Origin of the sequence: Zavarzinia aquatilis, from assembly GCF_003173035.1 — a bacterium.
GTDB classification, from domain to species: Bacteria; Pseudomonadota; Alphaproteobacteria; order Zavarziniales; family Zavarziniaceae; genus Zavarzinia; species Zavarzinia aquatilis.
Window position 1 is genome coordinate 166,147 of sequence record NZ_QGLE01000007.1, and the last position, 24,606, is coordinate 190,752.

Genomic DNA, 24,606 nt, shown 5'->3' on the forward strand with positions numbered 1-24,606 from the left:
GATCACATCACCCGCTTGCCGTCGCGCCAGACCATGTCCACGACCGGCATGGCGCCGTGGCGCCGCACCCGCAGCACGTCGGCGCGCAGGCCCGCCTCCAGCCGGCCGACGTCGTGAAAGCCGATGGCCGCCGCCGGATGGGCGCTGACCGTGCTGATCGCCGCCGGCAGGGAAAAGCCATGGGCATCGTGCAGGATGAAGGCGCCGATCAGCATCGACGACGGCACATAGTCCGACGCCATGATGTCGAGCACGCCACTCGCCGCCAGTTCCGCCACCGAGACATTGCCGGAGTGGGAGCCGCCGCGCACCAGATTGGGCGCCCCGGCGATCACGCTCATGCCCTGACCGTGGGCGGCCCGCGCCGCCTCGATGCTGGTCGGGAATTCGGCGAGGGTGATGCCCTCGGCCAGCGCCTCCGCCACCTCGTCCGGCGTGCGGTCGTCGTGGCTGGCGACCGGAATGCCCCGCGCCTTGCTCATTTCGATGATTTCCGCGCGATGGGCCGGGCCGACGGCATCGCGCAAGGACCGGCGCTTGTCGACATAGGCCTCGAATTCGGCGTCGCTCAGCTGGGGATATTGCTGGCGGTATTTCGAGCCGTCGAGGAACTGGCGCTGCCCGGGCGTATGGTCCATGACCGAGGCGAGCAGCAGGTCCGGATCGTCGGCGAGGCCGCGGAACAGCTCGACCACCTGTTCGTGGCCGATCTCGCAGCGCAGGTGCAGGGCGTGGCGCGCCTTGAACATGCCGCTGTCCCGGCCCTGACGCCAGGCGTCGACCGCGAGGCCGAAGGTCTTCACCCGCTCCCCGTCCGGCCAGACGTCGCCGACGGCGAGACTGTCGAGCACGGTGGTGATGCCGGCCGCCAGCACCTGCCGGTCGTGGGCGACGATCGCCGCTTCCGCCGGCCAGGGCACGCGCACCCGGGGCATCATGTGTTTCTCGAGGTTGTCCGTGTGCAGGTCCACGAGGCCGGGCAGCAGATAGTCGCCCTCCATGTCGAGGGCGGCGGAAAGGCCCGATATCCCCTCCTCCACCGCGGCGATGCGCCCGTCTCGCAGCACGAGGGTCGCGCCGTCGAGCACCGCATCGGCGGTGACGACCCGCGCATTGGTCAGGATGGTCTCTTCACTCATGCCGCCTGCTCCACACGCTTCATCGGCAACAAACGGGTCGCGATCCGCGCCCGCAGGACGCCGTCGTGACAGATGGCGAGAATCGCCGTGCCCCGATCCTTGGCCTCGTCGATCAATTGCGCAACCACGGCGGCGTTTTCCGCGTCGAGCGACGCCGTCGGCTCGTCGAGCAGCAGGAGCGGCCAGTCGACGACGAAGCCCCGCGCGATGTTCACCCGCTGCTGCTCCCCGCCCGAAAAGGTCGCGGGCGGCAGTGACCAGAGTTTTTCCGGCAGGTTCAGGCGGCGCAGCAGATCGGCGGCCTTGCCCCGCGCGACCTCGGGCGTATCGCCCCGCGCCCGCGCCGGCTCCGCCACGATGTCGAGCGCGGCGACCCGGGGCACCACCCGCAGGAACTGGCTGACATGGCCGATGGTGGTCCGGCGCAGGGCCATGATCGCCCGGGGGCCGGCCACCGCGATATCGGTGCCGGCGACGACAATATGCCCGCCATCGACGCGGTAAGTGCCATAGACCGCCTTGATCAGGCTGGATTTGCCGACGCCCGAAGGCCCATCCAGCACCACGCATTCGCCGGGATGAAGATCGAGGTCGACCCCGGCGAGCACGTCGAGCCGAAGCCCGCCGCGCAGGTGCTGGATGAAATGCTTGTGGACGCCGCGAAGGGACAGGATCGGTTGCATCGCCATCTCAGGCCGCCAGGACGGAGGAAACGAGAAGCTGGGTATAGGGCTCGCGCGGGTCGTCCAGCACCTGATCGGTCAGGCCTTCCTCGATCACCCGGCCGCCCTGCATGACCATCAGCCTATCGGCCAGCAGCCGCGCGACGCCAAGGTCGTGGGTGACGATGACGACCGACAGTCCAAGGTCGGCGACGAGGGAGCGCAGAAGGTCGAGCAGCCGCGCCTGCACCGAGACATCGAGGCCGCCGGTTGGTTCGTCCATCAGCACGAGGCGGGGGCCGGAGACCAGATTACGCGCGATCTGCAGGCGCTGCTGCATCCCGCCGGAAAATTGCGTCGGCCGGTCGTCGATGCGCGCGCCGTCGATCTCGACCCGGGTCAGCCAGTCGAGGGCGCTTTGCCGGATACGGCCGTAATGCCGGCCGCCGGTCGCCATCAGCCGCTCCCCGACATTGCCGCCCGCCGTGACCGCGAGACGCAGACCGTCGCGCGGGTTCTGATGCACGAAGCCGAGTTCGGTGCGCGCCAGATGACGCCGCCGCGCCTCCGGCAGGGCAAGAAGGTCGAGCAGCTCGCCCGACGCGTCGCGATAGGACAGGCTGCCACCCGACGGCGCCAGCAGCCCGCCCAGGAGCTTCAGCAAGGTGGTCTTGCCCGAGCCGGATTCGCCGACGATGCCGAGCACGTCGCCGGGCCAGAGGTCGAAAGAGACACCCCGCACGCCCTGACCGTTGCCGTAATCGAAGCGCAGGTCGCGGGCCGAGAGGATGGCATCAGGCGGCATCGTCATGGGCCAGCCCTTCCTGCCGCGCGCGGCAATGATCGGTGTCGGAGCAGACGAAGATGCGGCCGCCCGCGTCGTCGGTCACGATTTCGTCGAGGAAACTCTCCGTGTCGCCGCAGATGGCGCAGGGGTGCCCCGGATGATCGACGGCGAAGGGATGATCCTCGAAATCGAGGCTGCGCACGGGCGTATAGGGCGGAATGGCATAGATGCGCTTTTCCCGCCCCGCGCCGAACAATTGCAGCGCCGGACAGTCCGACAGTTTCGGATTGTCGAACTTGGGGATCGGGCTCGGGCTGGTCAGGTAACGGCCCGCGACCTCGACCGGGTAGTCGTAGGCGCGCTTGATCTTGCCGTGGATGGCGATGTCCTCGTAAAGCTCGACCTGCATCACGCCGTAATCGCCTAGGGCGTGAAGGGCGCGGGTCTCCGCCTCCCTCGGCTCGAGCCAGCGCAAAGGCTCCGGGATCGGCACCTGATAGACGAGGATCTGCTTTTCGCTCAGGGGTGTTTCGGGGATGCGGTGGCGGGTCTGGATCACGCTCGCCTCCTCCGTCCGCGTCGTCGTGGCGACGCCCGCCGTCTTGGCGAAGAAGCGGCGGATGGAGACGGCATTGGTGGTATCGTCCGCGCCCTGGTCGATGACCTTCAGCGTGTCGTCAGGACCGAGCACGGCCGCCGTCACCTGGATGCCGCCGGTGCCCCAGCCATAGGGCAAGGGCATCTCGCGCGAGGCGAAGGGCACCTGATAGCCGGGCACCGCCACGGCCTTCAAGAGGGCACGGCGGATCATCCGCTTGGTCTGTTCGTCGAGATAGGCGAAATTGTAACCGCTGTCTTCGCTCATTCCGCCGCCTCCTTCAGGGCCTTGGCCCGCAGCGCCCGGACGAGCTGCAATTCCGCCTGGAAGTCGACGTAATGCGGCAGTTTCAGATGCTGCACGAAGCCCGAGGCCTCGACATTGTCGGCATGGGAGAGGACGAATTCCTCGTCCTGCGCCGGGCCCTGCACCGCCTCGCCCAGTTCTTCCGCCCGCAGCGCCCGGTCGACCAGAGCCATGGCCATCGCCTTCCGCTCGCCCCGGCCAAACACAAGGCCATAGCCGCGCGTGAACTGCGCGGGACGGGTGGCATCGCCCTTGAACTGGTTCACGCTCTGGCATTCGGTCAGCACGATGTCGCCGATGTCGACGGCAAAGCCCAGCTCCGGCACCTCGACCTCGACCGAAACCTCGCCCTGGCGGATTTCACCGGCGAAGGGGTGGTTGCGACCGTAACCCCGCTGGGTGGAGTAACCGAGGGAGAGCAGGAAGCCTTCGTCGCCCCGCGCCATGGATTGCAGGCGAAGCGGGCGGCCGGCGGGAAAGCTCAGCGGCTCCCGCGTCAGGTCGGGGACCGGGCCGCTCTCGTCCTCGGGCGGCACTTCCCGTTCCATCAGGCCCTCGCCGACCAGCAGTTCCAGCACCCTCGGCATCGCCCCCTCGCCCGGCGTCGCCTGTGGTGCCACCGGCACCGCGCCGCCTTCCGCCGCCAGCGCGAAATCGAGCAGGCGGTGGGTGTAATCATAGGTGGGGCCGAGGATCTGGCCGCCGGGCAGATCCTTGAAGGTCGCCGAGATCCGCCGCTCCACCGCCATGTCGGCCGTGTCGACCGGCAGGCTGCCGGCGAAGCGGGGCAAGGTGGTGCGATAGGCGCGCAACAGGAACACCGCCTCGATCACATCGCCCTGCGCCTGCTTCAGCGCGAGGGCGGCGAGATCGGGATCGTGGAGCGAAGCCTCCGCCATCACCCGGTCGACCGCGAGGCCGAGCTGTTCCCGGATCTGGTCGAGGGTGAGTTCGGGCACCGCGGGATCGCCCCGCCGCTCTTCCGCCAGCCAGGCGCGGGCGGCGTCGATCGCCGCTTCGCCGCCCTTTACCGCGACATACATGGCCGCCCCCTACACTATGCGCGTGCTGCGCGGCAGGGCCGCCAGCCGGTCGCCACAACACAGGACAAGATCGACGCCGCGTGGAAACAGCGCCCGCTGCGCCGCCCAGGCCGCGGCGAAGCCTTCCGGCAGGCCCTCGACCGCGAGCTGTTCGACCTCGCGGATGCCCGGCCCGCGCAGGGAAAGCACCGGCCCGCTGCCGAGCGCCGAAACCTCGACGATCACCGTCGCCGACTGGTCGGGCATGGCATCGCTGCCGGCGGCGAAACGGGTAAGCGGCAACAGTCCGGCCGCCGCAACGACGGCGAAAGCCGCCTCCCCCTCGCCCGCCAGCGGCGCGCCCAGCCGCCCGGCGACAAAGCCGCGCAAGGCCGGCGTCGCCGGCACATGAACCGGCGTGTCGCCATCGGCGAGCGCGGCAAGCACGCTGGCCGCCGCCGGGGACAGGCCTTGGGGCGCGAGCGCCGGCTGCGTCAGGCGCTGAATGCGGCCGGGCCGGGCCATGGCGTCGAGGATCAGGCGAAAGGCGGCCTGCGCCTGCAAGGTCTCGTCGGCGAAACCGCTGGCGAGACCGTCGATCAGGGCCATTTCAGACATCGCCGCGCACCATCGTGAAGAACTCCACTTTCGTTGCCGCCGCTTTCGCCGCGCGGGCCTCGCGCGTCGCGGCCTGGGCCGCCGCCAGCGGCGCGACCACCCGCGCCTTCAGCAGGGCGCCCTCCGGCCGCTGCAACAGCAGATCGAGCCGGGCGACCGCCTCGGCCTTGCGCTTGTCACGGCCCGCGATCCAGCCGACGCCCAGGCGCCCCTCGTCGTCGGTGACGGTACAGCGCGAGACGGTCATTTCGCCGAGATTGAAACGCTCCCCCGTGCCGCCGGCCCGCCCACGCACCATGACGAGGCCGGTTTCCGCCGCCCGCACCACGCGGCAGGGCGGCGCCCCCGCCCCTTCGACCGCCGCCGCCAGCTCGTCACCAGGCGCCCGCGCCAGCACGGCGAGCCAGCGGCGGCGTTCCTCGGTCATGTCTTCCGTCGTCATCGCGCGTTCGCCATCTTGTCTAGTCGTCTAGATGTATCTAGGATGCCCGCAGGCAGCGTGGCCAGCAAGGGGGATGAATGGTGCCGGTGGTCGAGACGGAGCGGGGCCGCGGCCTCGCCATCTGGGCGCAGATCGCCCAGGCCCTGCAGGACGAAATCACCCGCGGCGTGGTGAAACCGGGGGAGCAACTGCCGCCGGAAGCCGCCCTCGCCGCCCGCTTCCGGGTCAACCGCCACACCTTGCGCCGCGCCGTCGCCGCCTTGCAGGAGGCGGGCGCCGTCCGCATCGAACAGGGGCGCGGCACTTTCGTCGCCGAGGATGTGATCGACTACGCCCTCGGCCAGCGCATCCGCCTGTCGGAAAACCTGCGCAAGATGGACCGCACGCCCGGCTCCACCTTCCTGCGCGGGGTCGAGATGCCGGCGCCGGCCCGCATCGCCAAGCCCCTTGGCCTTCGCGCCGGAAAGCCGGTGATCCTGCTCGAAACCCTGTCCTTCGCCGACGGCCGGCCGATGAGCGTCGGCGCCCATTATTTCCCCAAGGCGCGCTTCGATGGCATCGTCGAGGATTACCGCCGCCTCGGCTCCATCACCAGGGCGCTGTCGGAACGCGGCATCGACGATTACACGCGAAAGGTTACACGCATCATGGCGCAGATGCCCGATCAGGCCGACGCCCATCTGCTGCAGCAACCGCGCAACCAGCCGATCCTGGTCACCGAGGCGGTCAACATCGACCGTGCCGGCATCGCCATCGAATTCGGCTACAGCCGATTCTCCGGTCCCCGGGTGCAGTTCGTGCTGGAGAACGACGCCTGACATACGAAACTCCGCCGGCTCCGCGCCGGCCCCAATACATCTAGACGACTAGAATGATATTTTCGTGACGTCGAGGTGAAGGAAAGACGCAAATCCATGGATGAATGCCGGCATCCATCCACATACATCCTTGCTTTACAGGGCTTTAGGGAAAATCTGGCGATCGCGAAGCACTATCCGATTTCGTGACGCCGGGTGGATCATCCGCTTCCTTTTGTCACTGCCCTGCAACTCAAAGCCGCTAGGGTCGATCATGAACAGCTTTGGAGCAGACACGCCGATGCGCGTCGAAATCAGGGGGGGCCGCATTCTCTGGCCCGACGGCACGATCGAGGAAGGCTCGCTCGCCATCGAAGGCGGCAGGATCGCCGGGCCGACAAGGGCAACAGGCCTTTGCGCGCACCGCGTGATCGACGCGCGCGGCCTTCTGGTGCTGCCCGGCATCGTCGACCTGCATGGCGATGCCTTCGAGCGGCAGATCATGCCGCGCCCGGGGGTCGAAGTTTCGCTCGCCGTCGCGCTGCAGGAAACCGATCTCCAGGTCGTCGGCAACGGCATCACCACCGCCTTCCACGCCATCACCTGGTCGTGGGAGCCGGGCCTGCGCGGGCGCGAGATGGCCTACCGCCTGCGCGACGCCATCACCACGATGAAACCCCGCCTCGCCGCCGACACCCATATCCACCTGCGCCACGAGACCTTCAATCTCGACGCGGTCGACGAAATCATCGACTGGCTGGCCGAGGGCAGCGTGCGCCTGCTCGCCTTCAACGACCACACGCCGGAAATCCACGCCCGCATCAACACGCCGGTCCGCCTGCAGAAATATGCCGAGCGCGCCCATCTCTCGGTCGAGGATTTCACCGCCCTGCTGCGCCGGGTATGGGAGCGTCGCGCCGAAGTGCCCGACGCCAACCGCCGGCTCGCCCGCGCCGCCGCCAGGGCGCGCATCGCCAGCGCCAGCCACGACGACGAGACGGCCCAGATGCGCCAGCAGTTCCACGCCCTCGGCTGCGGCATCAGCGAATTCCCGAAGACGGTGGATGCGGCAGCGACGGCGCGCGACCTGGGCGATCCCATCGTGCTCGGCGCGCCCAATGTGATGCGCGGCGGCAGCCACAATGGCTCCATCGGGGCGACGCCGATGATCGAACAGGGCATGTGCCAGATCCTCGCCTCCGACTATTACTACCCGTCCCTGCTTCACGCCGCCTTCCGCCTCGCCCGGGAAGGCGTGCTGCCCTTCCACAAGGCCTGGGCCCTGATCTCGGCCAATCCCGCCCATGCCGCCGGCATGACCGACCGGGGCAGCATTCGCCCCGGCGCCCGCGCCGATTTCGTCCTCGTCGACGACGAACAACCAGCCCTGCCCCGCGTCATGGCCACCGTCGTCGCGGGACGGCCGGTGTTCCAGGCCAACCGGCTGCTGGCCGCAGGGTTCTGAACGGAAAAGGCCCCCTCCTCCCCGGAGGAGAGGGTTGGGTGAGGAGGGAAACACCGTCCTGCAACGCCCGCGTGGCCTCCCGCCCCACCTCGCCCCGCCCTCTCCTTCCCGAAGGGCGGAGAGGGAGAACGTCGCCCCTGTGACCGGCGTCACCGCGCCTCTTTCACCACCCGACTATCCTTGCGCCCCTATCGGCAATCGGATCGTCATCGTGGCCATCGACTATTTCGGGCATTCCGCGCTACCTCCCGACCAGACGGAGGCTCTGCTGGCGCGGTTGCGGCGCGAGCATCCGATGCTGCAATTCCACGCCGCGAGCCGGCTGGAATTCTTCGACACCGAGATCGCCCGGGAATTCGGCATTGAGGCCAAGGCGAAATTCATGGCCTCGCTGATCGACAAGACCCGCATCGGCGAAGTGCCGGGGGCGCTTTCGGCGGTCTACAGCGCCTTCGGGCCGGAACATCTGGTGATCACCGAAGGCCACGACCGCGCGATCCCGCCGCCGCCCGGCTTTCCCGCCCTGCGCCAGCCGGTGCCGCACCGGGGCCAGAATGGCGGGCGCTTCCTCTTGTCCGTGCTCGGCTTTATCGGCGGCTGGATCGCCGGTTATCTCGCCATCGTCCTCGGTTACATGATCTGGGCCGAGGCGACCGCTTTCTTCGACCGCGAGGGCGCGACCAGCATGGGCGTGCTGTTCTTCCTGGGGCCGGCCGGCGGCATCGTCAGCGGTATTCTCGCCGCCGTCATCACCTGGCGGCTTCGGGGGCGACACCTGCGCGCGGAGACCTAGACCATGTCAGGCCGCGGGGCTCAATACTGCCTGAACTCAAAGGTCTGCGGCAGCCGCAGGCGGACCTCGCTGATGCCGAGGTCCGCGGGAAGGGGCGGCATTTCAAGGTCGCAGATCGTTTCCATCATGTAGTTGTCGAGCGTGTCGCTGCCGCTCTTGCCCGCCAATACGCAATCCTTGACCTTGCCCGTCGCCTCCACGGTGAACTCGACGACCACGGTGCCGCTGGGCCGGGCGATCCGGGCGCGCGGCGGATAGACGAGCGTATCCTGCAGAAGCTTTACGAACTCATCCACCCAGCCTCTCATCAGCGGACTCTCCTCCATGGGATCGCCCGCACCATTATTCACGGAAATGATGTAGCCGAAGCCCAGGATTTCTTTCTGATCCGCGGCGATGCTCCAGTCCTGCTGCCGCACGACTTCCGGCGGCCGCTCCCCATCGAAAACGAGAGGCAGGCTGAGTTCGGCCATCTCTATGGACAGGCGCGCCGGCATGGGCGGCAAGTCCAAGGCGCAGACCGTCTTCACCGCGTGATCATCGAGGGTACTGTCGCCGCTGCTGTCCACGACCCTGCAAGCGCGAATACCGCCGAAGCGACTGACGGTGAGCCCCAGCGTGACGGTGCCGGCCTGATCGACCATTTCAGGGCCGCCGGCAGACACCAGCGCGTCGCGCACATGCGTCATGACGTCGTCCTCCCAGGCGTTCCGCAGTCTGGATTCGGAGAGCGACAGCGAATTCTCCGAGCTCACCCTGGTCGGCAATGCGCCTTTCGTCCCACCATCGGCCCAAGCCGCCTTGCCGCAGGCGAGCGGGAGGACAACACAAGCCGCGACGACGACAGGCTTCAGAGACATCATGCGCACCCCGCTTCGGTAGCATGATCGCATGAAATCATAACCAAAACGAGTATCGAACCGCCCCGGCCGGCGACCGGGGCGGTTCGATGCGGTTACTCCGCCGCCTGGGCAGGGGCCGGCGGGGTCCAGCGCAGCACGGGCTTTCGCGCCGCCAGCGTCTCGTCGAGGCGGCGGCGCGGGGCGTAATGCGGCGCGCCGGTGAAGCGGTCGACTTCGCCCGCCCGGGCGGCTTCCGCGAGGCGACGCATCACGGCGATGAATTCGTCGAGGCTTTCCTTCGATTCCGATTCCGTCGGCTCGATCAGCATCGCGCCATGGACGACCAGCGGGAAATACATGGTCATCGGATGATAGCCCTCGTCGATCATCGCCTTGGCGAAGTCGAGGGTGGTGACGCCCGTGTCCTTCAGGAACCGGTCGTCGAACAGCGCCTCATGCATACAGGGGCCGTCGAAGGCCGCGGTCATCACGTCGGACAGCCGCGCCTGGATGTAATTGGCCGAGAGCACGGCGTCGCTCGCGGCCTGCGCCAGGCCATCGGCGCCATGGCTCATCATATAGGCGAGGGCGCGGCTGAACATGCCCATCTGGCCGTTGAAGGCGGCCATGCGGCCGAAGCTCTGGCCCTTGTCGTCTTCGACCAGCGCGAAACGCCCGTCCTTTTCCACGACCCAGGGCAAGGGCGCGAAGGGCGCCAAAGCGGCCGAGAGGACGACCGGACCCGCCCCCGGACCGCCACCGCCATGGGGGGTGGAGAAGGTCTTGTGCAGGTTGATGTGCATGGCATCGACGCCGAGATCGCCCGGGCGCACCCGGCCGACGATGGCGTTGAAATTTGCCCCGTCACAGTAGAAATAGCCGCCAACCCCATGAACGGCCTCGGCAATCTCCCTGATATCACGCTCGAACAGCCCGCAGGTGTTGGGGTTGGTCAGCATGATCGCGGCGACATCCGGCCCCAGCTTCGCCTTCAGCGCGGCAAGGTCCACCCTTCCTTCCGCCGTCGCCGGCACCGGATCGACGGTGAAGCCGCAATAGGCGGCGGTCGCCGGGTTGGTGCCATGGGCGCTTTCGGGCACGAGGATGCGTTTCCGCGTCTCGCCCTCGCCCCTGGCGACATGGGCGGCGCGGATCGCCATGATGCCGCACAATTCGCCATGGGCGCCGGCCTTGGGGGTCAAGGCCACTGCCGGCATTCCGGTCAGCACCTTCAGCCAGTGGGCGAGCACGCCCATGACCTCGACCGCGCCCTCCGTCGTCGACAGCGGGGCGAGCGGGTGCAGATCGGCGAAACCGGGCAACCGCGCCAGTTTCTCGTTCAGGCGCGGATTGTGCTTCATGGTGCAGGAGCCGAGCGGATAGAGCCCCATGTCGATGGCATAATTCCGCCGCGACAGGCGGACGTAGTGGCGCACCACCTGCGGCTCGGACAGGCCGGGCAGGCCGATCGGCCCTTTCCGCGCGAGATTGCCAAGGCGGCTTGTGACCGCCGGCACCTCCGGCAGGTCGACGCCGCTGCGCCCCGCCTGCCCCTGCTCGAAGATCAAGGCTTCCTCGTGATCGAGGCCGCGATGGCCGAGCACGGTATCGACCGCGCCCGAAGAGGCTTCGCCCGGCGTGCTGGGCCTGCCCTGACGGTTCATCATGCCAGCACCTCGGCGAGAGCTTTGGCGAAGGCGGCAATCTCCGCCTCGCTGTTGGTTTCGGTCGCGGCCACGATCAGCAGATCGTCCGCCGCCGGATCGCCCGGCCACAGCCGCGCCCCCGGCACACCGCCGAGGATGCCGCGCGCGACCAGCCCCTCGACGACGGGTGCCGCCGCCTTGGGCAGGCGCAGGGTGAATTCGTTGAAGAAACTCTGGTTCAGCAGCTTCACCCCGGGAACGCCGGCCAGCGCATCGGCCAGCGTGACCGCCCGCGCGTGATTGAGCGCCGCCAGCTTCACCAGCCCCGCCTCCCCCAGCAGGGAGAGATGGATGGTGAAGGCGAGCGAGCAGAGACCCGAATTGGTACAGATGTTCGAGGTCGCCTTTTCCCGCCGGATATGCTGCTCGCGGGTCGACAGGGTGAGCACGAAGCCGCGCCGGCCCGTGGCATCCACCGTCTCGCCGCACAGGCGGCCCGGCATCTGGCGGACGAATTTCGCCCGCGCGGCGAACAGGCCGAGGTAAGGCCCGCCATATTGCAGGCCAACGCCCAGCCCCTGCCCTTCGCCGACGACGATATCGGCGCCCATCGCCCCCGGCGGCACCAGCGCGCCGAGCGCGACCACCTCGGTCACGGCGACGATCAGCAGGGCGCCCGCACCCTGCACCGCCTTGGCGAGGGCGGTGAAATCGGTGACATGACCGAAGACATCGGGATATTGCACGACGACGCAGGCGGTGCCGCCGTCGACATCGCCCGAGAGGTCGCCCTCACCCCCCGGCGCCGCCGGCTTCGAGACCACTTCAGTCCCATGCAGGGCGGCGAGGGTGCGGATCACCTCGGCATAATGGGGATGCAGATTGCCCGAGAGCACGACCCGGTGCCGTCCGGTGACGCGCCGGGCCATTTCCACCGCCTCGGCGCAGGCGGTCGAGCCGTCGTACATCGAGGCATTGGCGACCTCCATGCCGGTCAGCAGCGCGACCTGGGTCTGGAACTCGAACAGATACTGCAGCGTGCCTTGGGCGATTTCCGGCTGATAGGGCGTATAGGACGTCAGGAATTCCGAACGCTGGATCAGGTGATCGACCGCCGCCGGGATATGGTGGCGATAGGCGCCGGCGCCGAGGAAACTGGCCATGACGCCGGAATGCCGGCTCTTGGCCGCCATGGCGGATATCGCCTGTTCGACCTCGAATTCGCCGAGGTGACGGGGCAGGTCCACCGGGCCGGACAGGCGCGCCGCCTCGGGCACGTCGCGGAACAGATCGTCGACCGAGGGAGCGCCGATCGCCGCCAGCATCTCGGCGCGGTCATCCCCGGTCAGGGGCAGGTAACGCATGGAACCGTCCCCGGATCAGTGCAGGGTTTCGACATAGGCGTCATAACCCGCCCGGTCCATCAGGTCGCCCAGCTCGGCCGGATCGGCGATCTCCATCTCGTAGAGCCAGCCTTCGCCCTCGGCATCGGCATTCACCGTCTCCGGCGCATCGGCCAGAGCATCATTGGCCGCCGTCACCTTGCCCGAGACCGGGGCATAGACTTCCGACGCCGCCTTGACGGATTCGACCACCGCCGCCTCGCCGCCCTTGGTCAGGGCCTTGCCGATGGCCGGCACCTCGACATAGACGAGGTCGCCGAGCTGGCTTTGGGCATAGACGGTGATGCCCACCCGGCCGGTCGTGCCGGAGACGGCGATCCACTCGTGGTCCTTGGTAAATTTCACGGTCATGTCGGTCTCTCAAGCCTTGGCGTAGCGATGGGGGGTGAAGGGAAGCGCGACCACTTCGGCGGGCAGCGGCTTGCCGCGCACCACGAGGTCGATGGGGGTTCCGGGTTTGGCGAGGTCGGGCGGGACGTAGCCCATGGCGACGGGGCCTTCCACCGTCGGCCCGAAACCGCCCGAGGTGACGATGCCGACCGCATCGCCGCCGCCGGGCCGGGCGACCACCGTGCCCTCCCGGGCCGGGGCGCGGCCGAGCGGCTTGATGCCGACACGCTTGCGCGCGACGCCGTCGCGCAGCGCGGCCAGTACCCGCGCGGCGCCGGGGAAATTCGCCTCTTCCCGGCGGCGCTTCGGCACCACCCAGGCCAGCGAGGCTTCGATGGGATCGGTCGTGGTGTCGATATCATGGCCATAGAGGCAGAGCCCGGCCTCGAGGCGCAGGCTGTCGCGGGCGCCAAGGCCGATGGGCGCCGCCCCCGCCGCCAGCAGGGCGCGCGCGAGGTCGACCGCCCGGTCCGCCGGCACGGAAATCTCGTAACCATCCTCGCCCGTATAGCCCGAGCGGGAGACGAGACAGGGAATGCCGGCGACATCGACAGGCGCCGCGGTCATGAAGCTGAGGCCATTGGCCGCAGGACCAAGGCCCGCCATCAGCGCCGCCGCCTTTGGCCCCTGCAACGCCAGCAGCGCCCGGTCGTCGAGCCTCGTCAGCACCGCCTTGCCCGCCAGCCGCGCCGCGATATGGGCGAAATCCTGATCCTTGCAGGCGGCGTTGACGACGAGGAACAGCCGGGTGCCGTCCGCATCGTCGATGGGCCGCGTGATCATCAGATCGTCGAGAATGCCGCCGTCGTCCGCCATCAGCAGGCTGTAGCGGATCTGGCCGGGCTTCAGCCCCTTGATGTCGCCGGGCACCAGCGTCTCGATCAGCGCGGCGACCTCCGGTCCCTCGAGATAGGCCTGGCCCATGTGCGAGACATCGAACAGGCCCGCGCCCTCCCGCGTCGCCTTGTGTTCGGCGAGAATGCCCGTGGGATATTGCACCGGCATGGCATAGCCGGCGAAGGGCACCATCTTGCCCCCGAGTTCGAGGTGCAGGTCGTAGAGCGGCGTGTATTTCAGAGCGTCGTCATGGCCCAAGGGGGATCTCCGGAATAGGGTTGCCATCCGGACGGATCGCGCCCGGACCGCCCCCTCTGTCGGAGAACCTGAGAGATTGACCGGATGGCGGCGAAGAGCCCGTCCATCGGCTTACCCCTTGGGTGAGGTCGCGCCGGCATCATGCCGCCGCCCCTGCTTTCCAGAGTGCCGTCCCCCTTGCGGTCCTTTTGCCTGAGAGTTTCCGGGGCGGTTGCTCCTTCGGCGCCGGGGCAAGCCCCGGTCTCTCCCTCAAGGGGTATATACTGCCGGGATTCGGCGGTCCCGACCCGGACAGAATAGGGGCCGCCAAGCGCCCGTCAATGCCGGACACGCGGCCTTGCGCGAAATCGGCGGCCTGTGTCTGCCCTTCCACAGCGGCTTCGTGCTAAGACATTGGCGCCAGCTGAAGGGGGACGCGCGATATCGCCATGTGGTCGATCCTGACATCGACGAAGAGTTTCGAGGACCGCTGGATCGCCCATGCCGGCCTGAACGCCCGGGGCCTGCATCGCCGGCGCATGATGGCGGCGGATTTCTGCGCCCGGATGCGCAGCGCCCAGTGCCGCATCGCTCCCGATCCCTATACGAAAGCCTTCGCCGAACAGGGTTTCGCCGTCGTGCCCGATTTCCTGCCGCCGGACGCCTTCTCCGCCGTCGCGGCGGAAGCGCGGGCCAGCCTTGCCGCCAGCGAGGCCCATACGCCCATTTCCGAAAACGAACAGCGCGGCTTCGGTGCCCGCAGCAAGGCGCCCTGGGGCTTCGACCGTTTCGACGGCGGCACGCTGAACCGCTTCGTCACCATCGACCCCGGCCGCTCGCCCGCGCTCGCCGCCTTCACGCGGGAGCCGCGGCTGGCCGCCCTCGCCCGCTCCCGCCTCGGCGCGGCGATCCCGGCGCGCAACATCCGCCTGTATCTGACCGTGAACGGCGACGAGGCCCGCACCCCGGACGACCAGAAGGTCCTGCACCGCGACACATTCTTCAGCAACATCAAGTTCTGGTATTTCATCGACCCGGTGACGGCCGACGACGGGCCCTTCGTCTATGTCCCCGGCAGTCACCGCCTGACCCCGGCCCGTCTGCGTTGGGAGGAGATGCGGGCGATCCGCGCCAGCGCCGCGCACAAGGTCGGCATCATCGGCACCGAGGGCGCCTTCCGCATCGGGGCGGAGGAGCTGGCCGGCCTCGGCCTGCCGGCGCCCCTGCCCGTCACCGTGCCAGCCAACAGCCTCGTGATGGCCGACACGCTCGGCTTTCACCGCAGGGGCGATGCCCTGCCCGGCACGCGGCGCCTCGCGCTCTATGGCACGGTGCGGCCCTGGCCCTTCGGCCTGATCCGGCGCTGAGGCCCGCCGCCGGCAAAGCGTGACGCCGCCGCCGCGATACGGCATGATCCGCGCCATCATGACCGACGCCGCCGCCGAAAAGCCGACCGATCCCGCTGCCCTGCCCGAGCCCTGCCCGCGCTGCGGCAAGCGCCCGCCCCTCTGCATCTGCGAGGGGATCGAGCCGATGCCCAACCGGATCGAGCTGCTGATCCTGCAATATCCCCAGGAAAAGACCGAGGCGCTGGGCACCGCCCGCCTCGCCGCCCTGCACCTGCAGAAGGCGCAGGTGAAGATCGGCCTGTCCTGGCCCAGCCTCGCCAAGGCGCTGGGCCGGCCGGTCGATCCCGGGCGCTGGGCGATCCTTTACCTTGGCTCCGCCGCCATGGCCGACATGCCCGAGGGGCGCGAGGTGGTCGCGGTCGATGCCAAGAGCCAGCCCCTGCCCGACCAGAAGAGCGCCCTCGCCAGCCTCGACGGTGTCATCCTGCTCGACGGCAGCTGGTCGCAGGCCAAGACCCTGTGGTGGCGCAACCCCTGGGTCCTCAAGTGCCGCCGCCTCGTCCTGAACCCGACGACCCCGAGCGCCTACGGCCGCCTGCGGAAAGAGCCGCGGAAGGAAGCCCTCTCCACCCTCGAATCCGCCGCCGTCCTCATCTCCCGCCTCGAGAAGAACCCGGCCCTCGAAGCCCCCATGCGCGCCAGCTTCGACAAGCTCCTCGCCGCCTACAAGGGCGCCCAGCCCAAGAAGGACTGGCGCCGACGGCCGGGGAAACGGTAGGGGGGATGAGGCAGGTTTGGGGGCACTCAGAATAGGTGTAGCGCTCCTCAAATTCCGGCTACGCGCCAGCCCTCCTTCACTGCATCCTGCGGATATCCACCAGGGATTCTGGGCTGGCGGCGAAACATACTTACGAGAATATTTTATACATACATAGTTTTTCACTATTGACACCATCGACCCTTCAAGGAATAAAGGGATCGCCGACAACGGAGATCCCCATGTCGAAATACAGCGAACTTTCCTTCCATCTCGCCAGGCTGGACACGTCCGTCTGGACTGCCAGCTTCGATGAAATTTCCCATATTCTGGGCTTCCCGCTTCCCAGCAGCGCCTATAACTATCCTGCCTGGTGGGCCAACCAGACGGGTGTCGGCCACACACAAAGCTTGGCATGGCAGAGCGCAGGCTGGAAAACGACCGACCTGGACCTCAAAGGCCAGCGAGTGACTTTCCGATACTGCGGCGGCGAGGAAAGCAACCTGGACAAGGTGCCTGAGCCAGCTGCAAAGCCCCCTTCTCTAACCATCGCAGAGGCCAAAGCCGGCCTCGCACAGCTTTTCGGCGTCAGAGAGGACCAGATAGAAATTACCATCCGCGCCTGATTAATCACTAGTTATTACCGAAAAGGAGATGACAGCGATGGCGACGACAACGGAAACCAAGGCGTTCCATCTCGAAATGCGAAACGTCTACTTCTCTGTGCAGCGTGTGAGCGGTTACCGCGCAACCCGCTTCCTCCAGCTTGTCGACCGCATCGGTGGGCTGGAGGCCGCAAAGCGGCTCCTTTCTGCAGGTGATATTTCGAACGGCCTGACCGAGCTGTGCTTGAAGGGCTGTTTGCAGCACTCCATGGAATGCCTCGTACTCGACAAGAAATGGCGCCACCTGTTCACTGACGACCAATTGGCAACAGCCCAGAGAAGACTGGAGCAATTGCACTATCGAGTGCCAGCGTGACAGCGATTAGTGACCACGCCAAACGAAAAAGGCCGGCGGGTTGCCCCGCCGGCCTTTCCGTTTCTACTGCCGAGGATTACTCGGCGGCGGCGGCGAGTTTCGCCGTCTGGTAGAAGGTCTCGCCCTTGGCCGCCATGTCGCGGAGGAGCTGGGGCGGGGTGTAGCGCTTGCCGTATTTGGCCGCGAAGGTGTCGCACTGCTTGACGAACTCGGCGACGCCGACGCGGTCGATCAGCGACAGCGGGCCGCCGGTCCAGGGCGCGAAGCCCCAGGCCAGGATCGAGCCGACGTCGGAATCGCGGACGTCGGTGGTCACGCCTTCCTCGACGCAGCGCGCCGCTTCCACCGCCTGCCGGAACAGGAGACGGGTGCGGATTTCCTTGATCAGCTCGGGCGTGCCTTCGGTGATCTTCACCGGGGCCAGCTCGGCGAGGCCTTCCCACAGGTACTTCTTGCCGTCGGCCGGGTATTCGTAGAAGCCCTTGCCGTTCTTGCGGCCGTAGCGGCCGAGCTTGACCACCAGGGTTTCCACGATGTCGTCGGCCGGGGTGGCCTCATAGGCGGCGCCCAGGTCCTTGCGGGTCTGGGTGCGCACCTTGTGGCCGAGGTCGAGCGCGACGTCGTCGTTCATCTCGAGCGGGCCGCGGGGCATACCCGTGGCGCGGCCGACATTGTCGATGATGGCGGGGGCGATGCCTTCCGCCAGCATCTCGATGCCCTCGTTGACATAGGTGCCGAAGCAGCGGCTGGTGTAGAAGCCGCGACTGTCGTTGACGACGATCGGGGTCTTGCGGATCTTCTTGACGTAATCCATCGCGACCGCGAGGGCGCGCTGGTTCGTCTGCTTGCCCATGATGATCTCGACCAGCATCATCTTGTCGACGGGCGAGAAGAAGTGGATGCCGATGAAGCTCTCCGGCCGGACCGAAGCCTCGGCGAGGCCCGAGATCGGCAGGGTCGAGGTGTTGGAGGCATAGATCGCGGTCGCGGGGATCACGGCCTCGGTCTTGCGGGTCGCTTCCGCCTTCACGTCGCGGTTCTCGAACACCGCCTCGATCACCAGGTCGCAGCCGGCGAGATCGGCATGGTCCGTGGTGGTCTTGATCAGGGCAAGGTGCTTTTCCTTCTTCTCCGGCGTCGACTTGCCGCGCGAGATGGCCTTGTCGAGCAGGTTGGTGGAATAGGCCTTGCCCTTTTCGGCCGCCTCGATGGTCTGGTCGAGCAGCACGCATTCGATCCCGGCCATGGCCGAGACATAGGCGATGCCCGCGCCCATCATGCCGGCGCCGAGGATGCCGAGCTTCTTCACGTCGGTCGCGGGCTCACCCTGCGGCCGGCGCACGCCCTTGTTCAGCTCCTGCATGGAGATGAACAGGGTGCGGATCATGTTGCCCGCGGTCGGGTCGATCAGCAGCGAGACGAAGTAACGGGTCTCGATGCGCAGAGCCGCCTCGAAGGGCACCTGCAGGCCTTCGTAGACGCAGGACAGGATCGCCTTGATCGCCGGATAATTGCCGAAGCTTTCCTTATGCGACATGGCGATGCCGCCCATCATGGTCTGGGCGCCGCCGGGCGAATAGACCGCGCCGCCGGGGATCTTGAACTTCTTGTCGTCCCACGGCTGGGCGCTCAGCGGCGTGCCGAGGAGGTATTCCTTGGCCCGGGCCAGCAGCTGGTCGGCCGGCACGACCTCGTTGACGATGCCTTCCGCCAGCGCCTTCTTTGGGTCGAGTTCCTTGCCCTGGAGCAGCAGCGGCAGGGCCTTGGCGAGGCCAATGATGCGCGGCAGGCGCTGGGTGCCGCCGGCGCCCGGCAGCAGGCCGACCTTCACTTCCGGCAGGCCGAGCTTGGTCTTCGGATTGTCGGCGGCGATGCGGTAGTGGCAGGCCAGGGTGATTTCGAGACCGCCGCCCAGCGCCGTGCCGTTGATCGCGGCGACGAAGGGCTTACCCGCGGTTTCGTAACGGCGGAAGATACGCTGCAGCGTGCCCGAATTCTCGGTCAGGGCCTTGGCGTCCTTGGGGCCGAACGCGGTCTTCACCAGCATGTCGAGATCGGCACCGGCGAGGAAGGCATCCTTGGCCGAGGTGATGATCACGCCCTTCACGGCCGGATCGCTGATCGCCTTCTCGGTCGCGTCCGCGAAGTCGCGGATCGAGGACTCGTTCAGCACGTTCATGGAACGGCCGGCCATGTCCCAGGTGATGGTGGCGATACCGTCGGCGTCGACGTTGTAATTGATGTTGTTGCTCATGGTTTCAATCCCGGCGATCAGACGCGCTCGATGATGGTGGCGGTGCCCATGCCGGCGCCGACGCAGAGGGTGATCAGGGCGGTGTTGAGGTCGCGGCGCTCCAGCTCGTCGAGCACGGTGCCGAGGATCATGCCGCCGGTCGCGCCGAGCGGATGGCCCATGGCGATGGCGCCGCCGTTCACGTTCATTTTCTCGTGCGGGACGTCCAGCGCCTGCATGAAGCGCAGCACGACAGCGGCGAAGGCTTCGTTCAGCTCGTAAAGGTCGATGTCGGTCGCCTTCATGCCGGCGCGCTTCAGGGCGCGTTCGGCCGCGGCCGAGGGGCCGGTCAGCATGATCGAAGGCTCGGAGCCGATCGAGGTGAAGCTGCGGATGCGGGCGCGCGGGCGGATGCCGGCGGCGGCGGCGGCTTCCTTGGTGCCGACGAGGACGGCGGAGGCGCCGTCGACGATACCCGAGGAGTTACCGGCGTGGTGGACGTGGTTCACCTTCTCGACTTCCGGGTAGCGCAGCTGGACGACGCCGTCGAAGGCCATCTCGCCGAACATGGCGAAGGACGGCTGCAGCGAGGCGAGCGACTGCATGGTCGCGTCCGGGCGCATGTGCTCGTCATGGTCGAGGATGGTCAGGCCGTTGATGTCCTTCACGGGGACGACGGAATTCTTGAAATAGCCGTTGTCCCAGGAATGCTTGGCACGCTTCTGGCTCTCGATCGCGTAGGCGTCAACATCATCGCGCGAGAAGCCGTATTTGGTCGCGATCAGGTCGGCCGAAATGCCCTGCGGGGCGAAATAGGACTTGAAGGCGATCTGCGGATCCATCGGCCAGGCGCCGCCCGAGGTGCCCATGGGCACGCGGCTCATGGCTTCGACGCCGCCGCCGATCGACATCGGGCTCTGACCCGACATGACCTGCGCCGCCGCCATGTTGGTGGCTTCGAGGCCCGAGGCGCAGAAGCGGTTGACCTGCACGCCGGCGGTCGTCTCGGCGTAGTCGGCGTTGAGGACGGCGATACGGGCGATGTCCGCGCCCTGCTCGCCCACCGGCTCGACGCAGCCGAGAACGACGTCCTCGACCATCGCGGTATCGAGGTTGTTACGGTCGCGGATCGCCTTCAGCACCGTGGTCGCGAGGTGCAGGGAGGTCACTTCGTGAAGCGAGCCGTCCTTCTTGCCCTTGCCGCGCGGCGTGCGCACCGCGTCGAGGATATATGCGTCGGCCATTGTCTTTCTCCTCATCTATTGGTTTTCGTCGCTCGCGACGTAAATCCGCTCCACCCGTTCGTCATCCCGGCGAAGGCCGGGATCTCTCACAGGAAGAGGCTCCCTCCCGTCTCGAGGCCCCGGCCTTCGCCGGGGCGACGATTGAACTACAAGCCAGGCCAGCCGCTCAGAGCATCCGGCTGATCAGTTCCTTCATGATTTCGTTGGTGCCGCCGTAGATCTTCTGGATGCGGCCGTTCACGAACATCTGCGCGATGGGATATTCCATCATGTAACCATAGCCGCCATGGAGCTGCAGGCACTCGTCGACGACCTTGCACTGCAGCTCGGAGCACCACCACTTGGCCATGGCCGCGGTCTGGACGTCGAGCTTGTCCTCGACCAGCAGCTCGATGCAGTGATCGACGAAGATGCGGCCGATGCGGGCCTCGGTCGCGATCTCGGCCAGCTTGAAGCGGGTGTTCTGGAAGCTGAACACGGGCTTGCCGAAAGCCTGGCGCTCCTTGGTGTATTTGGTCGTGATCTCGAGCGCCTTCTCGACGGTCTTGATCGCGGTCACGCCGATCTGCAGGCGCTCGGACGGCAGCTGCTGCATCAGCTGGATGAAGCCCTGGCCTTCCTCGGTGCCGAGCAGATTGGTCATCGGCACGCGAACCTCGTCGAAGAACAGCTCCGACGTGTCCTGCGCCGCCATGCCGACCTTGTCGAGGTTGCGGCCGCGGCGGAAGCCCTCGACTTCGTCGGTCTCGACGACGATCAGCGAGGTGCCATGGGCGCCCTTGGTCGGGTCGGTCTTGGAAACGACGATGATCAGATTGGCCAGCTGGCCATTGGTGATGAAGGTCTTCTGGCCGTTGACGACATATTGGTTGCCGTCCTTCTTGGCCGTTGTGCGCACGCCCTGCAGGTCGGAACCGGCGCCCGGCTCGGTCATGGCGATGGCGCCGATCAGCTCGCCCGTGGCCATGCGCGGCAGCCAGCGCTGCTTCTGTTCCTCGGTGCCATAGGCATAGATATAGGGCGCGACGATATCGGAATGCAGCGAGAAGCCGGGGCCGGCGCTGCCCGCTTCGATCTGCGCTTCCATCAGCATGGCGGAGGCGCGGAAATTGAGGCCCGAGCCGCCGTATTCCGGCGGCATAGTGGCGCAGAGGAGACCGGCTTCACCCGCCTTTTCCCAGGCTTCCCGGTCGATGACGCCCTGCTCGGCCCAGCGCGCATTGTGGGGCACGCATTCGCGCTCGAAAAACTTCAGTGCGTTGTCATACACCATCCGGTCTTCTTCGCTGAGCCTCAGGGTGCGCTCGAACATGACGTCTCTCCTCTGCCAGGTTGTTTTGTTTTCATTTCCCCGGCGCCGGACGTCTCGCCCGGCGCCGCGTTCCCTTTGATATTGTCGGGGAAGACGGCGCTGGCCACACCGCCTCCCCCTCTCTCCTCCGCGTCAGCGAAGATCAGAAATTGGCCGCGTCGAGGGCCATGATCGTGTCCGCGCCGGTCGACAGCTTCGCCAGCAGCGAGGCGGTATCCGGAACGATGCGGGCGATGAAGAAACGCCCGACGACCAGCTTGTTGTCGTGGAATTCGGTCGCCGTGCCGGCCGCCTTGGCCTCGATCGCCACCTTGGCCATCTGCGACCACATGTAGGCGAGGACCTGGATACCGAAGAGGTGCATGTAGTCGACCGAGCCCGCGCCGGCATTGTCCGGGTTGGTCAGGCCGTTCTGCATGAACCACATGGCGCCGTCGCGCAGGTCGTTGGTCGCCGCGCGCAGACCCTCGAGGAAGGGCTTCAGGTCGGCGTTGCCCTCGTTGTCGGCGAGGAACTTCTCGACTTCGCCGATATAGGACATCAGGCCGCGACCGCCGTTCTGGCCGAGCTTGCGGCCGACGAGGTCGAGCGCCTGCACGCCATTGGCGCCTTCGTAGATCTGGGTGATGCGGGCGTCGCGAACGAACTGCTCCATCCCCCATTCCTTGATGTAGCCATGGCCGCCGAAGACCTGCTGGGCGTTGACCGCGGACTCGAAGCCCTTGTCGGTCAGGTAACCCTTAACGACCGGCGTCACCAGGGCGACGATATCGTCGTTGGCTTCACGCACCGAAGCGTCCGGGTCGCGGTGGGCGAGGTCGATCTTCAGGCCGGTCCACAGGTAGAAGGCGCGGGCGCCCTCGACGAAGGCGCGGATCGACAGCAGCATCCGGCGCACGTCCGGGTGGACGATGATCGGATCGGCCGGCTTCTCGGGGAACTTGGTGCCCGAGATCGAGCGCATCTGCAGGCGCTCCTTGGCATAGGCGGCGGCGTTCTGATACGCCACCTCGGCCTGGGACAGGCCCTGCACGCCGACGCCGAGACGGGCCGCGTTCATCATGGTGAACATGGCGCGCAGGCCCTTGTGCGCCTCGCCGATCAGGAAGCCGGTCGCGCCGTCGTAGTTCATGACGCAGGTCGCGTTGGCGCAGATGCCCATCTTGTGTTCGATGTTGCCGGCCTTCACCGCGTTGCGGGCGCCGAGCGAGCCGTCGGCATTGACCATGAACTTCGGCACGATGAAGAGCGAGATGCCCTTCACGCCTTCCGGCCCGCCGGGGATCTTGGCGAGGACGAGATGGATGATGTTGTCCGACAGATCCTGCTCGCCGGCCGAGATGAAGATCTTGGTGCCGGTGATCTTGTAGGTACCATCGGCCTGCGGCTCGGCGCGGGTGCGCAGCAGGCCGAGGTCGGTACCGCAATGCGGCTCGGTCAGGTTCATGGTGCCGGTCCATTCGCCGGTCACCAGCTTCGGCAGATAGGTCTCGCGCTGCTCGTCGGTGCCCCAGACGTGGATCGCCTCATAGGCGCCGTGGGACAGGCCCGGATACATGCCGAAAGCCATGTTGGACGAGGAGACGAATTCGTTCAGCGCGAAGCCGAGGACATAGGGCATCCCCTGGCCGCCATAGGCGGGGTCGGAGGTGATGCCGGGCCAGCCGCCCTCGACGAAGGTCTTGTAGGCTTCCTTGAAGCCCTTGGGCGTGGTCACCACGCCGTCCTCGATCTTGCAGCCTTCCTGGTCGCCCGGCTGGTTCAGCGGCGCGAGGACGCGCTCGCACAGCTTGGCGCCCTCTTCCAGGATGGCGTCGACGACGTCCTTGGGGGCGTCGGCGAAGCCCGGAAGGTTGGAGTATTTCTCGATGTTGAGCACGTCATGCAGGACGAAGCGGATGTCGTCGACGGGCGCCTTATAGGTGGGCATGGGTCTCTCCTCAGACTGCCAGGGTCCGGCGACAGCGGGCGGCGGCCCCGGGGGCCGGCCGCCGACGGCGGGTCGTCGGGCTGCCATCGCCATAACGGGAAGACGATGACACTTCAAGAGGCTTTGCAGACATTTTTGTCAGTATTTTGGGCGTGCCGTCGCGGAACGTCGCCAGGTTGACGGAATAGCCGATCATGCGGCCATCCGAAGATTGTCGGCGCGAATGGCGAGACCGCCGGGCGCCGGGATATCGCGGCCGGAAACCGGCCATGGTCAGGCCGCCCCCGCCCGGCGCCGACGCTGGGCCGGCAACGGCATATGGGGGTCGATGCCGCGCTCGACCAGCAGGTTCTCGAAATGGCCGCAGGCGGTCTTCAGCTCGGAAATGGTCTGGTCGATGTCCTGCCGCTGACGCTCCAGGCTGACCATCTTCGCCCGCGCGGTTTCCAGCGTGCGGCGGATCTGTTCGGTCTGGCCGTCGCCGAGGTCGTAGAGGTCGAGGATCTCGCGCAGTTCGGCGAGCGAGAAGCCGACCCGCTTGCCGCGCAGGATCAGCAGCAGGCGCACCCAGTCGCGCTGGGAATAGATCCGGGTCTGGCCGTCCCGGCGGGGGTGCAGCAGCCCCCGGTCCTCGTAGAAGCGGATGGCGCGGGGCGTGATGCTGAATTCTTCCGACAGCTGGGTGATCGAATAGGTCTTCGATCCCGCGGGTTCAGCCCCTGCCTTCATTCGATCGTCTCCTCCGAACGTGGCGCATTCATAGGTGACGTTGACGTTAACGTCAACTGGTAATTTGTCAGGGACGAAAGATTATGC

24 protein-coding genes and 1 riboswitch are annotated in these 24,606 nt (G+C 67.1%); of the genes, 7 read left to right on the plus strand and 17 right to left on the minus strand.

Annotated features, from left to right (window positions below):
• Nucleotides 1–2 precede the first annotated feature (2 nt).
• Genes DKG74_RS13405 through phnG form a run of 7 tightly spaced genes read right to left on the minus strand, consistent with a single transcriptional unit; the run spans nt 3 to nt 5,574 of the window.
• Nucleotides 3–1,139: an alpha-D-ribose 1-methylphosphonate 5-triphosphate diphosphatase gene (locus tag DKG74_RS13405; protein ID WP_109906616.1), complete on the minus strand. Its 1,137-nt coding sequence runs from the start codon at nt 1,137–1,139 to the stop codon at nt 3–5.
• Entirely contained in the window at nt 1,136–1,828 is a 693-nt protein-coding gene (phnL, locus tag DKG74_RS13410; protein WP_109906618.1) for a phosphonate C-P lyase system protein PhnL, read from the minus strand. Before phnL ends, DKG74_RS13405 begins: the two co-directional genes overlap by 4 nt.
• A gap of 1 nt (nt 1,829) precedes the next feature.
• On the minus strand, nt 1,830–2,612 hold the full coding sequence (gene phnK, locus DKG74_RS13415) for a phosphonate C-P lyase system protein PhnK (RefSeq protein ID WP_109906620.1): 783 nt from the start codon (nt 2,610–2,612) through the stop codon (nt 1,830–1,832).
• Nucleotides 2,596–3,453: an alpha-D-ribose 1-methylphosphonate 5-phosphate C-P-lyase PhnJ gene (locus tag DKG74_RS13420; protein ID WP_109906622.1), complete on the minus strand. Its 858-nt coding sequence runs from the start codon at nt 3,451–3,453 to the stop codon at nt 2,596–2,598. Before DKG74_RS13420 ends, phnK begins: the two co-directional genes overlap by 17 nt.
• Entirely contained in the window at nt 3,450–4,535 is a 1,086-nt protein-coding gene (locus tag DKG74_RS13425; protein WP_109906624.1) for a carbon-phosphorus lyase complex subunit, read from the minus strand. Before DKG74_RS13425 ends, DKG74_RS13420 begins: the two co-directional genes overlap by 4 nt.
• A 9-nt stretch (nt 4,536–4,544) precedes the next feature.
• Nucleotides 4,545–5,132: a phosphonate C-P lyase system protein PhnH gene (phnH, locus tag DKG74_RS13430; protein WP_109906626.1), complete on the minus strand. Its 588-nt coding sequence runs from the start codon at nt 5,130–5,132 to the stop codon at nt 4,545–4,547.
• The gene (phnG, locus tag DKG74_RS13435; protein ID WP_109906628.1) at nt 5,125–5,574 is read right to left on the minus strand and encodes a phosphonate C-P lyase system protein PhnG; all 450 of its coding nucleotides are present in this window, start codon (nt 5,572–5,574) and stop codon (nt 5,125–5,127) included. The genes phnH and phnG overlap by 8 nt, the downstream gene beginning before the upstream one ends.
• A 77-nt stretch (nt 5,575–5,651) precedes the next feature.
• Between phnG and phnF the strand changes: the two genes are divergently transcribed.
• The 3 genes from phnF (at nt 5,652) to DKG74_RS13450 (ending at nt 8,629) form a co-directional block, all read left to right on the plus strand.
• Nucleotides 5,652–6,392 carry a phosphonate metabolism transcriptional regulator PhnF gene (gene phnF, locus DKG74_RS13440; RefSeq protein WP_109906630.1) on the plus strand — a complete coding sequence of 247 codons (741 nt, stop codon included), beginning with the start codon at nt 5,652–5,654 and terminating at the stop codon, nt 6,390–6,392.
• Between the two features lie 253 nt (nt 6,393–6,645).
• Nucleotides 6,646–7,836, plus strand: coding sequence for an alpha-D-ribose 1-methylphosphonate 5-triphosphate diphosphatase (locus tag DKG74_RS13445; protein WP_279340878.1), 1,191 nt, complete (start codon nt 6,646–6,648; stop codon nt 7,834–7,836).
• A 211-nt stretch (nt 7,837–8,047) separates the two neighbouring features.
• Nucleotides 8,048–8,629, plus strand: coding sequence for a hypothetical protein (locus tag DKG74_RS13450; protein WP_109906634.1), 582 nt, complete (start codon nt 8,048–8,050; stop codon nt 8,627–8,629).
• Between the two features lie 20 nt (nt 8,630–8,649).
• Here DKG74_RS13450 and DKG74_RS13455 read toward each other — a convergent pair whose 3' ends face one another.
• The 5 genes from DKG74_RS13455 to gcvT all read right to left on the minus strand — a co-directional run bounded on the left by DKG74_RS13455 (nt 8,650) and on the right by gcvT (nt 14,005).
• A complete protein-coding gene (locus tag DKG74_RS13455) occupies nt 8,650–9,492 on the minus strand; it encodes a TonB family protein (protein WP_165837674.1) in 843 nt (280 codons plus the stop codon).
• A gap of 92 nt (nt 9,493–9,584) precedes the next feature.
• A complete protein-coding gene (gcvPB, locus tag DKG74_RS13460; protein ID WP_207779358.1) occupies nt 9,585–11,135 on the minus strand; it encodes an aminomethyl-transferring glycine dehydrogenase subunit GcvPB in 1,551 nt (516 codons plus the stop codon).
• Nucleotides 11,135–12,481 carry an aminomethyl-transferring glycine dehydrogenase subunit GcvPA gene (gcvPA, locus tag DKG74_RS13465; RefSeq protein ID WP_109906640.1) on the minus strand — a complete coding sequence of 449 codons (1,347 nt, stop codon included), beginning with the start codon at nt 12,479–12,481 and terminating at the stop codon, nt 11,135–11,137. The genes gcvPB and gcvPA overlap by 1 nt, the downstream gene beginning before the upstream one ends.
• A gap of 15 nt (nt 12,482–12,496) precedes the next feature.
• Nucleotides 12,497–12,871, minus strand: coding sequence for a glycine cleavage system protein GcvH (gene gcvH, locus DKG74_RS13470; protein ID WP_109906642.1), 375 nt, complete (start codon nt 12,869–12,871; stop codon nt 12,497–12,499).
• Nucleotides 12,872–12,880: 9 nt separating this feature from the next.
• Nucleotides 12,881–14,005, minus strand: a complete 1,125-nt coding sequence (gcvT, locus tag DKG74_RS13475) for a glycine cleavage system aminomethyltransferase GcvT (protein WP_243404131.1) — start codon at nt 14,003–14,005, stop codon at nt 12,881–12,883.
• Between the two features lie 170 nt (nt 14,006–14,175).
• Nucleotides 14,176–14,265, minus strand: a riboswitch (glycine riboswitch).
• Nucleotides 14,266–14,433: 168 nt separating this feature from the next.
• Between gcvT and DKG74_RS13480 the strand changes: the two genes are divergently transcribed.
• From DKG74_RS13480 to DKG74_RS13495, 4 genes are all read left to right on the plus strand, one after another.
• Entirely contained in the window at nt 14,434–15,351 is a 918-nt protein-coding gene (locus DKG74_RS13480) for a phytanoyl-CoA dioxygenase family protein (protein WP_109906646.1), read from the plus strand.
• Nucleotides 15,352–15,394: 43 nt separating this feature from the next.
• Nucleotides 15,395–16,111: a tRNA-uridine aminocarboxypropyltransferase gene (locus DKG74_RS13485; protein ID WP_207779350.1), complete on the plus strand. Its 717-nt coding sequence runs from the start codon at nt 15,395–15,397 to the stop codon at nt 16,109–16,111.
• Nucleotides 16,112–16,332: 221 nt separating this feature from the next.
• A complete protein-coding gene (locus DKG74_RS13490) occupies nt 16,333–16,716 on the plus strand; it encodes a DUF7662 domain-containing protein (protein ID WP_109906648.1) in 384 nt (127 codons plus the stop codon).
• Between the two features lie 37 nt (nt 16,717–16,753).
• Nucleotides 16,754–17,071 (plus strand): hypothetical protein, encoded by a 318-nt coding sequence (locus DKG74_RS13495; RefSeq protein WP_133251591.1) that lies wholly within the window; start codon nt 16,754–16,756, stop codon nt 17,069–17,071.
• 76 nt (nt 17,072–17,147) lie between these two features.
• Here the strand turns inward: DKG74_RS13495 and DKG74_RS13500 are convergent, their stop codons facing one another.
• The 5 genes from DKG74_RS13500 to DKG74_RS13520 all read right to left on the minus strand — a co-directional run bounded on the left by DKG74_RS13500 (nt 17,148) and on the right by DKG74_RS13520 (nt 24,519).
• Nucleotides 17,148–19,325, minus strand: a complete 2,178-nt coding sequence (locus tag DKG74_RS13500) for a 3-hydroxyacyl-CoA dehydrogenase NAD-binding domain-containing protein (protein ID WP_109906652.1) — start codon at nt 19,323–19,325, stop codon at nt 17,148–17,150.
• Nucleotides 19,326–19,342: 17 nt separating this feature from the next.
• Nucleotides 19,343–20,548 carry an acetyl-CoA C-acetyltransferase gene (locus DKG74_RS13505; protein WP_109906654.1) on the minus strand — a complete coding sequence of 402 codons (1,206 nt, stop codon included), beginning with the start codon at nt 20,546–20,548 and terminating at the stop codon, nt 19,343–19,345.
• Between the two features lie 166 nt (nt 20,549–20,714).
• The gene (locus tag DKG74_RS13510) at nt 20,715–21,860 is read right to left on the minus strand and encodes an acyl-CoA dehydrogenase family protein (protein ID WP_109906656.1); all 1,146 of its coding nucleotides are present in this window, start codon (nt 21,858–21,860) and stop codon (nt 20,715–20,717) included.
• Nucleotides 21,861–22,002: 142 nt separating this feature from the next.
• Nucleotides 22,003–23,790, minus strand: a complete 1,788-nt coding sequence (locus DKG74_RS13515) for an acyl-CoA dehydrogenase C-terminal domain-containing protein (protein ID WP_109906658.1) — start codon at nt 23,788–23,790, stop codon at nt 22,003–22,005.
• Nucleotides 23,791–24,063: 273 nt separating this feature from the next.
• On the minus strand, nt 24,064–24,519 hold the full coding sequence (locus DKG74_RS13520; protein WP_109906660.1) for a MerR family transcriptional regulator: 456 nt from the start codon (nt 24,517–24,519) through the stop codon (nt 24,064–24,066).
• Nucleotides 24,520–24,606: the final 87 nt, after the last annotated feature.

Excerpts from the sequence above, each read along its gene's own strand:
- DKG74_RS13405 (WP_109906616.1), bottom strand. The coding sequence starts at position 1,139 with ATGAGTGAAGAGACCATCCTGACCAATGCGCGGGTCGTCACCGCCGAT.
- phnL (WP_109906618.1), bottom strand. The coding sequence starts at position 1,828 with ATGGCGATGCAACCGATCCTGTCCCTTCGCGGCGTCCACAAGCATTTC.
- phnK (WP_109906620.1), bottom strand. The coding sequence starts at position 2,612 with ATGACGATGCCGCCTGATGCCATCCTCTCGGCCCGCGACCTGCGCTTC.
- DKG74_RS13420 (WP_109906622.1), bottom strand. The coding sequence starts at position 3,453 with ATGAGCGAAGACAGCGGTTACAATTTCGCCTATCTCGACGAACAGACC.
- DKG74_RS13425 (WP_109906624.1), bottom strand. The coding sequence starts at position 4,535 with ATGTATGTCGCGGTAAAGGGCGGCGAAGCGGCGATCGACGCCGCCCGC.
- phnH (WP_109906626.1), bottom strand. The coding sequence starts at position 5,132 with ATGTCTGAAATGGCCCTGATCGACGGTCTCGCCAGCGGTTTCGCCGAC.
- phnG (WP_109906628.1), bottom strand. The coding sequence starts at position 5,574 with ATGACGACGGAAGACATGACCGAGGAACGCCGCCGCTGGCTCGCCGTG.
- phnF (WP_109906630.1), top strand. The coding sequence starts at position 5,652 with ATGGTGCCGGTGGTCGAGACGGAGCGGGGCCGCGGCCTCGCCATCTGG.
- DKG74_RS13445 (WP_279340878.1), top strand. The coding sequence starts at position 6,646 with ATGAACAGCTTTGGAGCAGACACGCCGATGCGCGTCGAAATCAGGGGG.
- DKG74_RS13455 (WP_165837674.1), bottom strand. The coding sequence starts at position 9,492 with ATGATGTCTCTGAAGCCTGTCGTCGTCGCGGCTTGTGTTGTCCTCCCG.
- gcvPB (WP_207779358.1), bottom strand. The coding sequence starts at position 11,135 with ATGAACCGTCAGGGCAGGCCCAGCACGCCGGGCGAAGCCTCTTCGGGC.
- gcvPA (WP_109906640.1), bottom strand. The coding sequence starts at position 12,481 with ATGCGTTACCTGCCCCTGACCGGGGATGACCGCGCCGAGATGCTGGCG.
- gcvH (WP_109906642.1), bottom strand. The coding sequence starts at position 12,871 with ATGACCGTGAAATTTACCAAGGACCACGAGTGGATCGCCGTCTCCGGC.
- DKG74_RS13480 (WP_109906646.1), top strand. The coding sequence starts at position 14,434 with ATGTGGTCGATCCTGACATCGACGAAGAGTTTCGAGGACCGCTGGATC.
- DKG74_RS13485 (WP_207779350.1), top strand. The coding sequence starts at position 15,395 with ATGATCCGCGCCATCATGACCGACGCCGCCGCCGAAAAGCCGACCGAT.
- DKG74_RS13490 (WP_109906648.1), top strand. The coding sequence starts at position 16,333 with ATGTCGAAATACAGCGAACTTTCCTTCCATCTCGCCAGGCTGGACACG.
- DKG74_RS13495 (WP_133251591.1), top strand. The coding sequence starts at position 16,754 with ATGGCGACGACAACGGAAACCAAGGCGTTCCATCTCGAAATGCGAAAC.
- DKG74_RS13500 (WP_109906652.1), bottom strand. The coding sequence starts at position 19,325 with ATGAGCAACAACATCAATTACAACGTCGACGCCGACGGTATCGCCACC.
- DKG74_RS13505 (WP_109906654.1), bottom strand. The coding sequence starts at position 20,548 with ATGGCCGACGCATATATCCTCGACGCGGTGCGCACGCCGCGCGGCAAG.
- DKG74_RS13510 (WP_109906656.1), bottom strand. The coding sequence starts at position 21,860 with ATGTTCGAGCGCACCCTGAGGCTCAGCGAAGAAGACCGGATGGTGTAT.
- DKG74_RS13515 (WP_109906658.1), bottom strand. The coding sequence starts at position 23,790 with ATGCCCACCTATAAGGCGCCCGTCGACGACATCCGCTTCGTCCTGCAT.
- DKG74_RS13520 (WP_109906660.1), bottom strand. The coding sequence starts at position 24,519 with ATGAAGGCAGGGGCTGAACCCGCGGGATCGAAGACCTATTCGATCACC.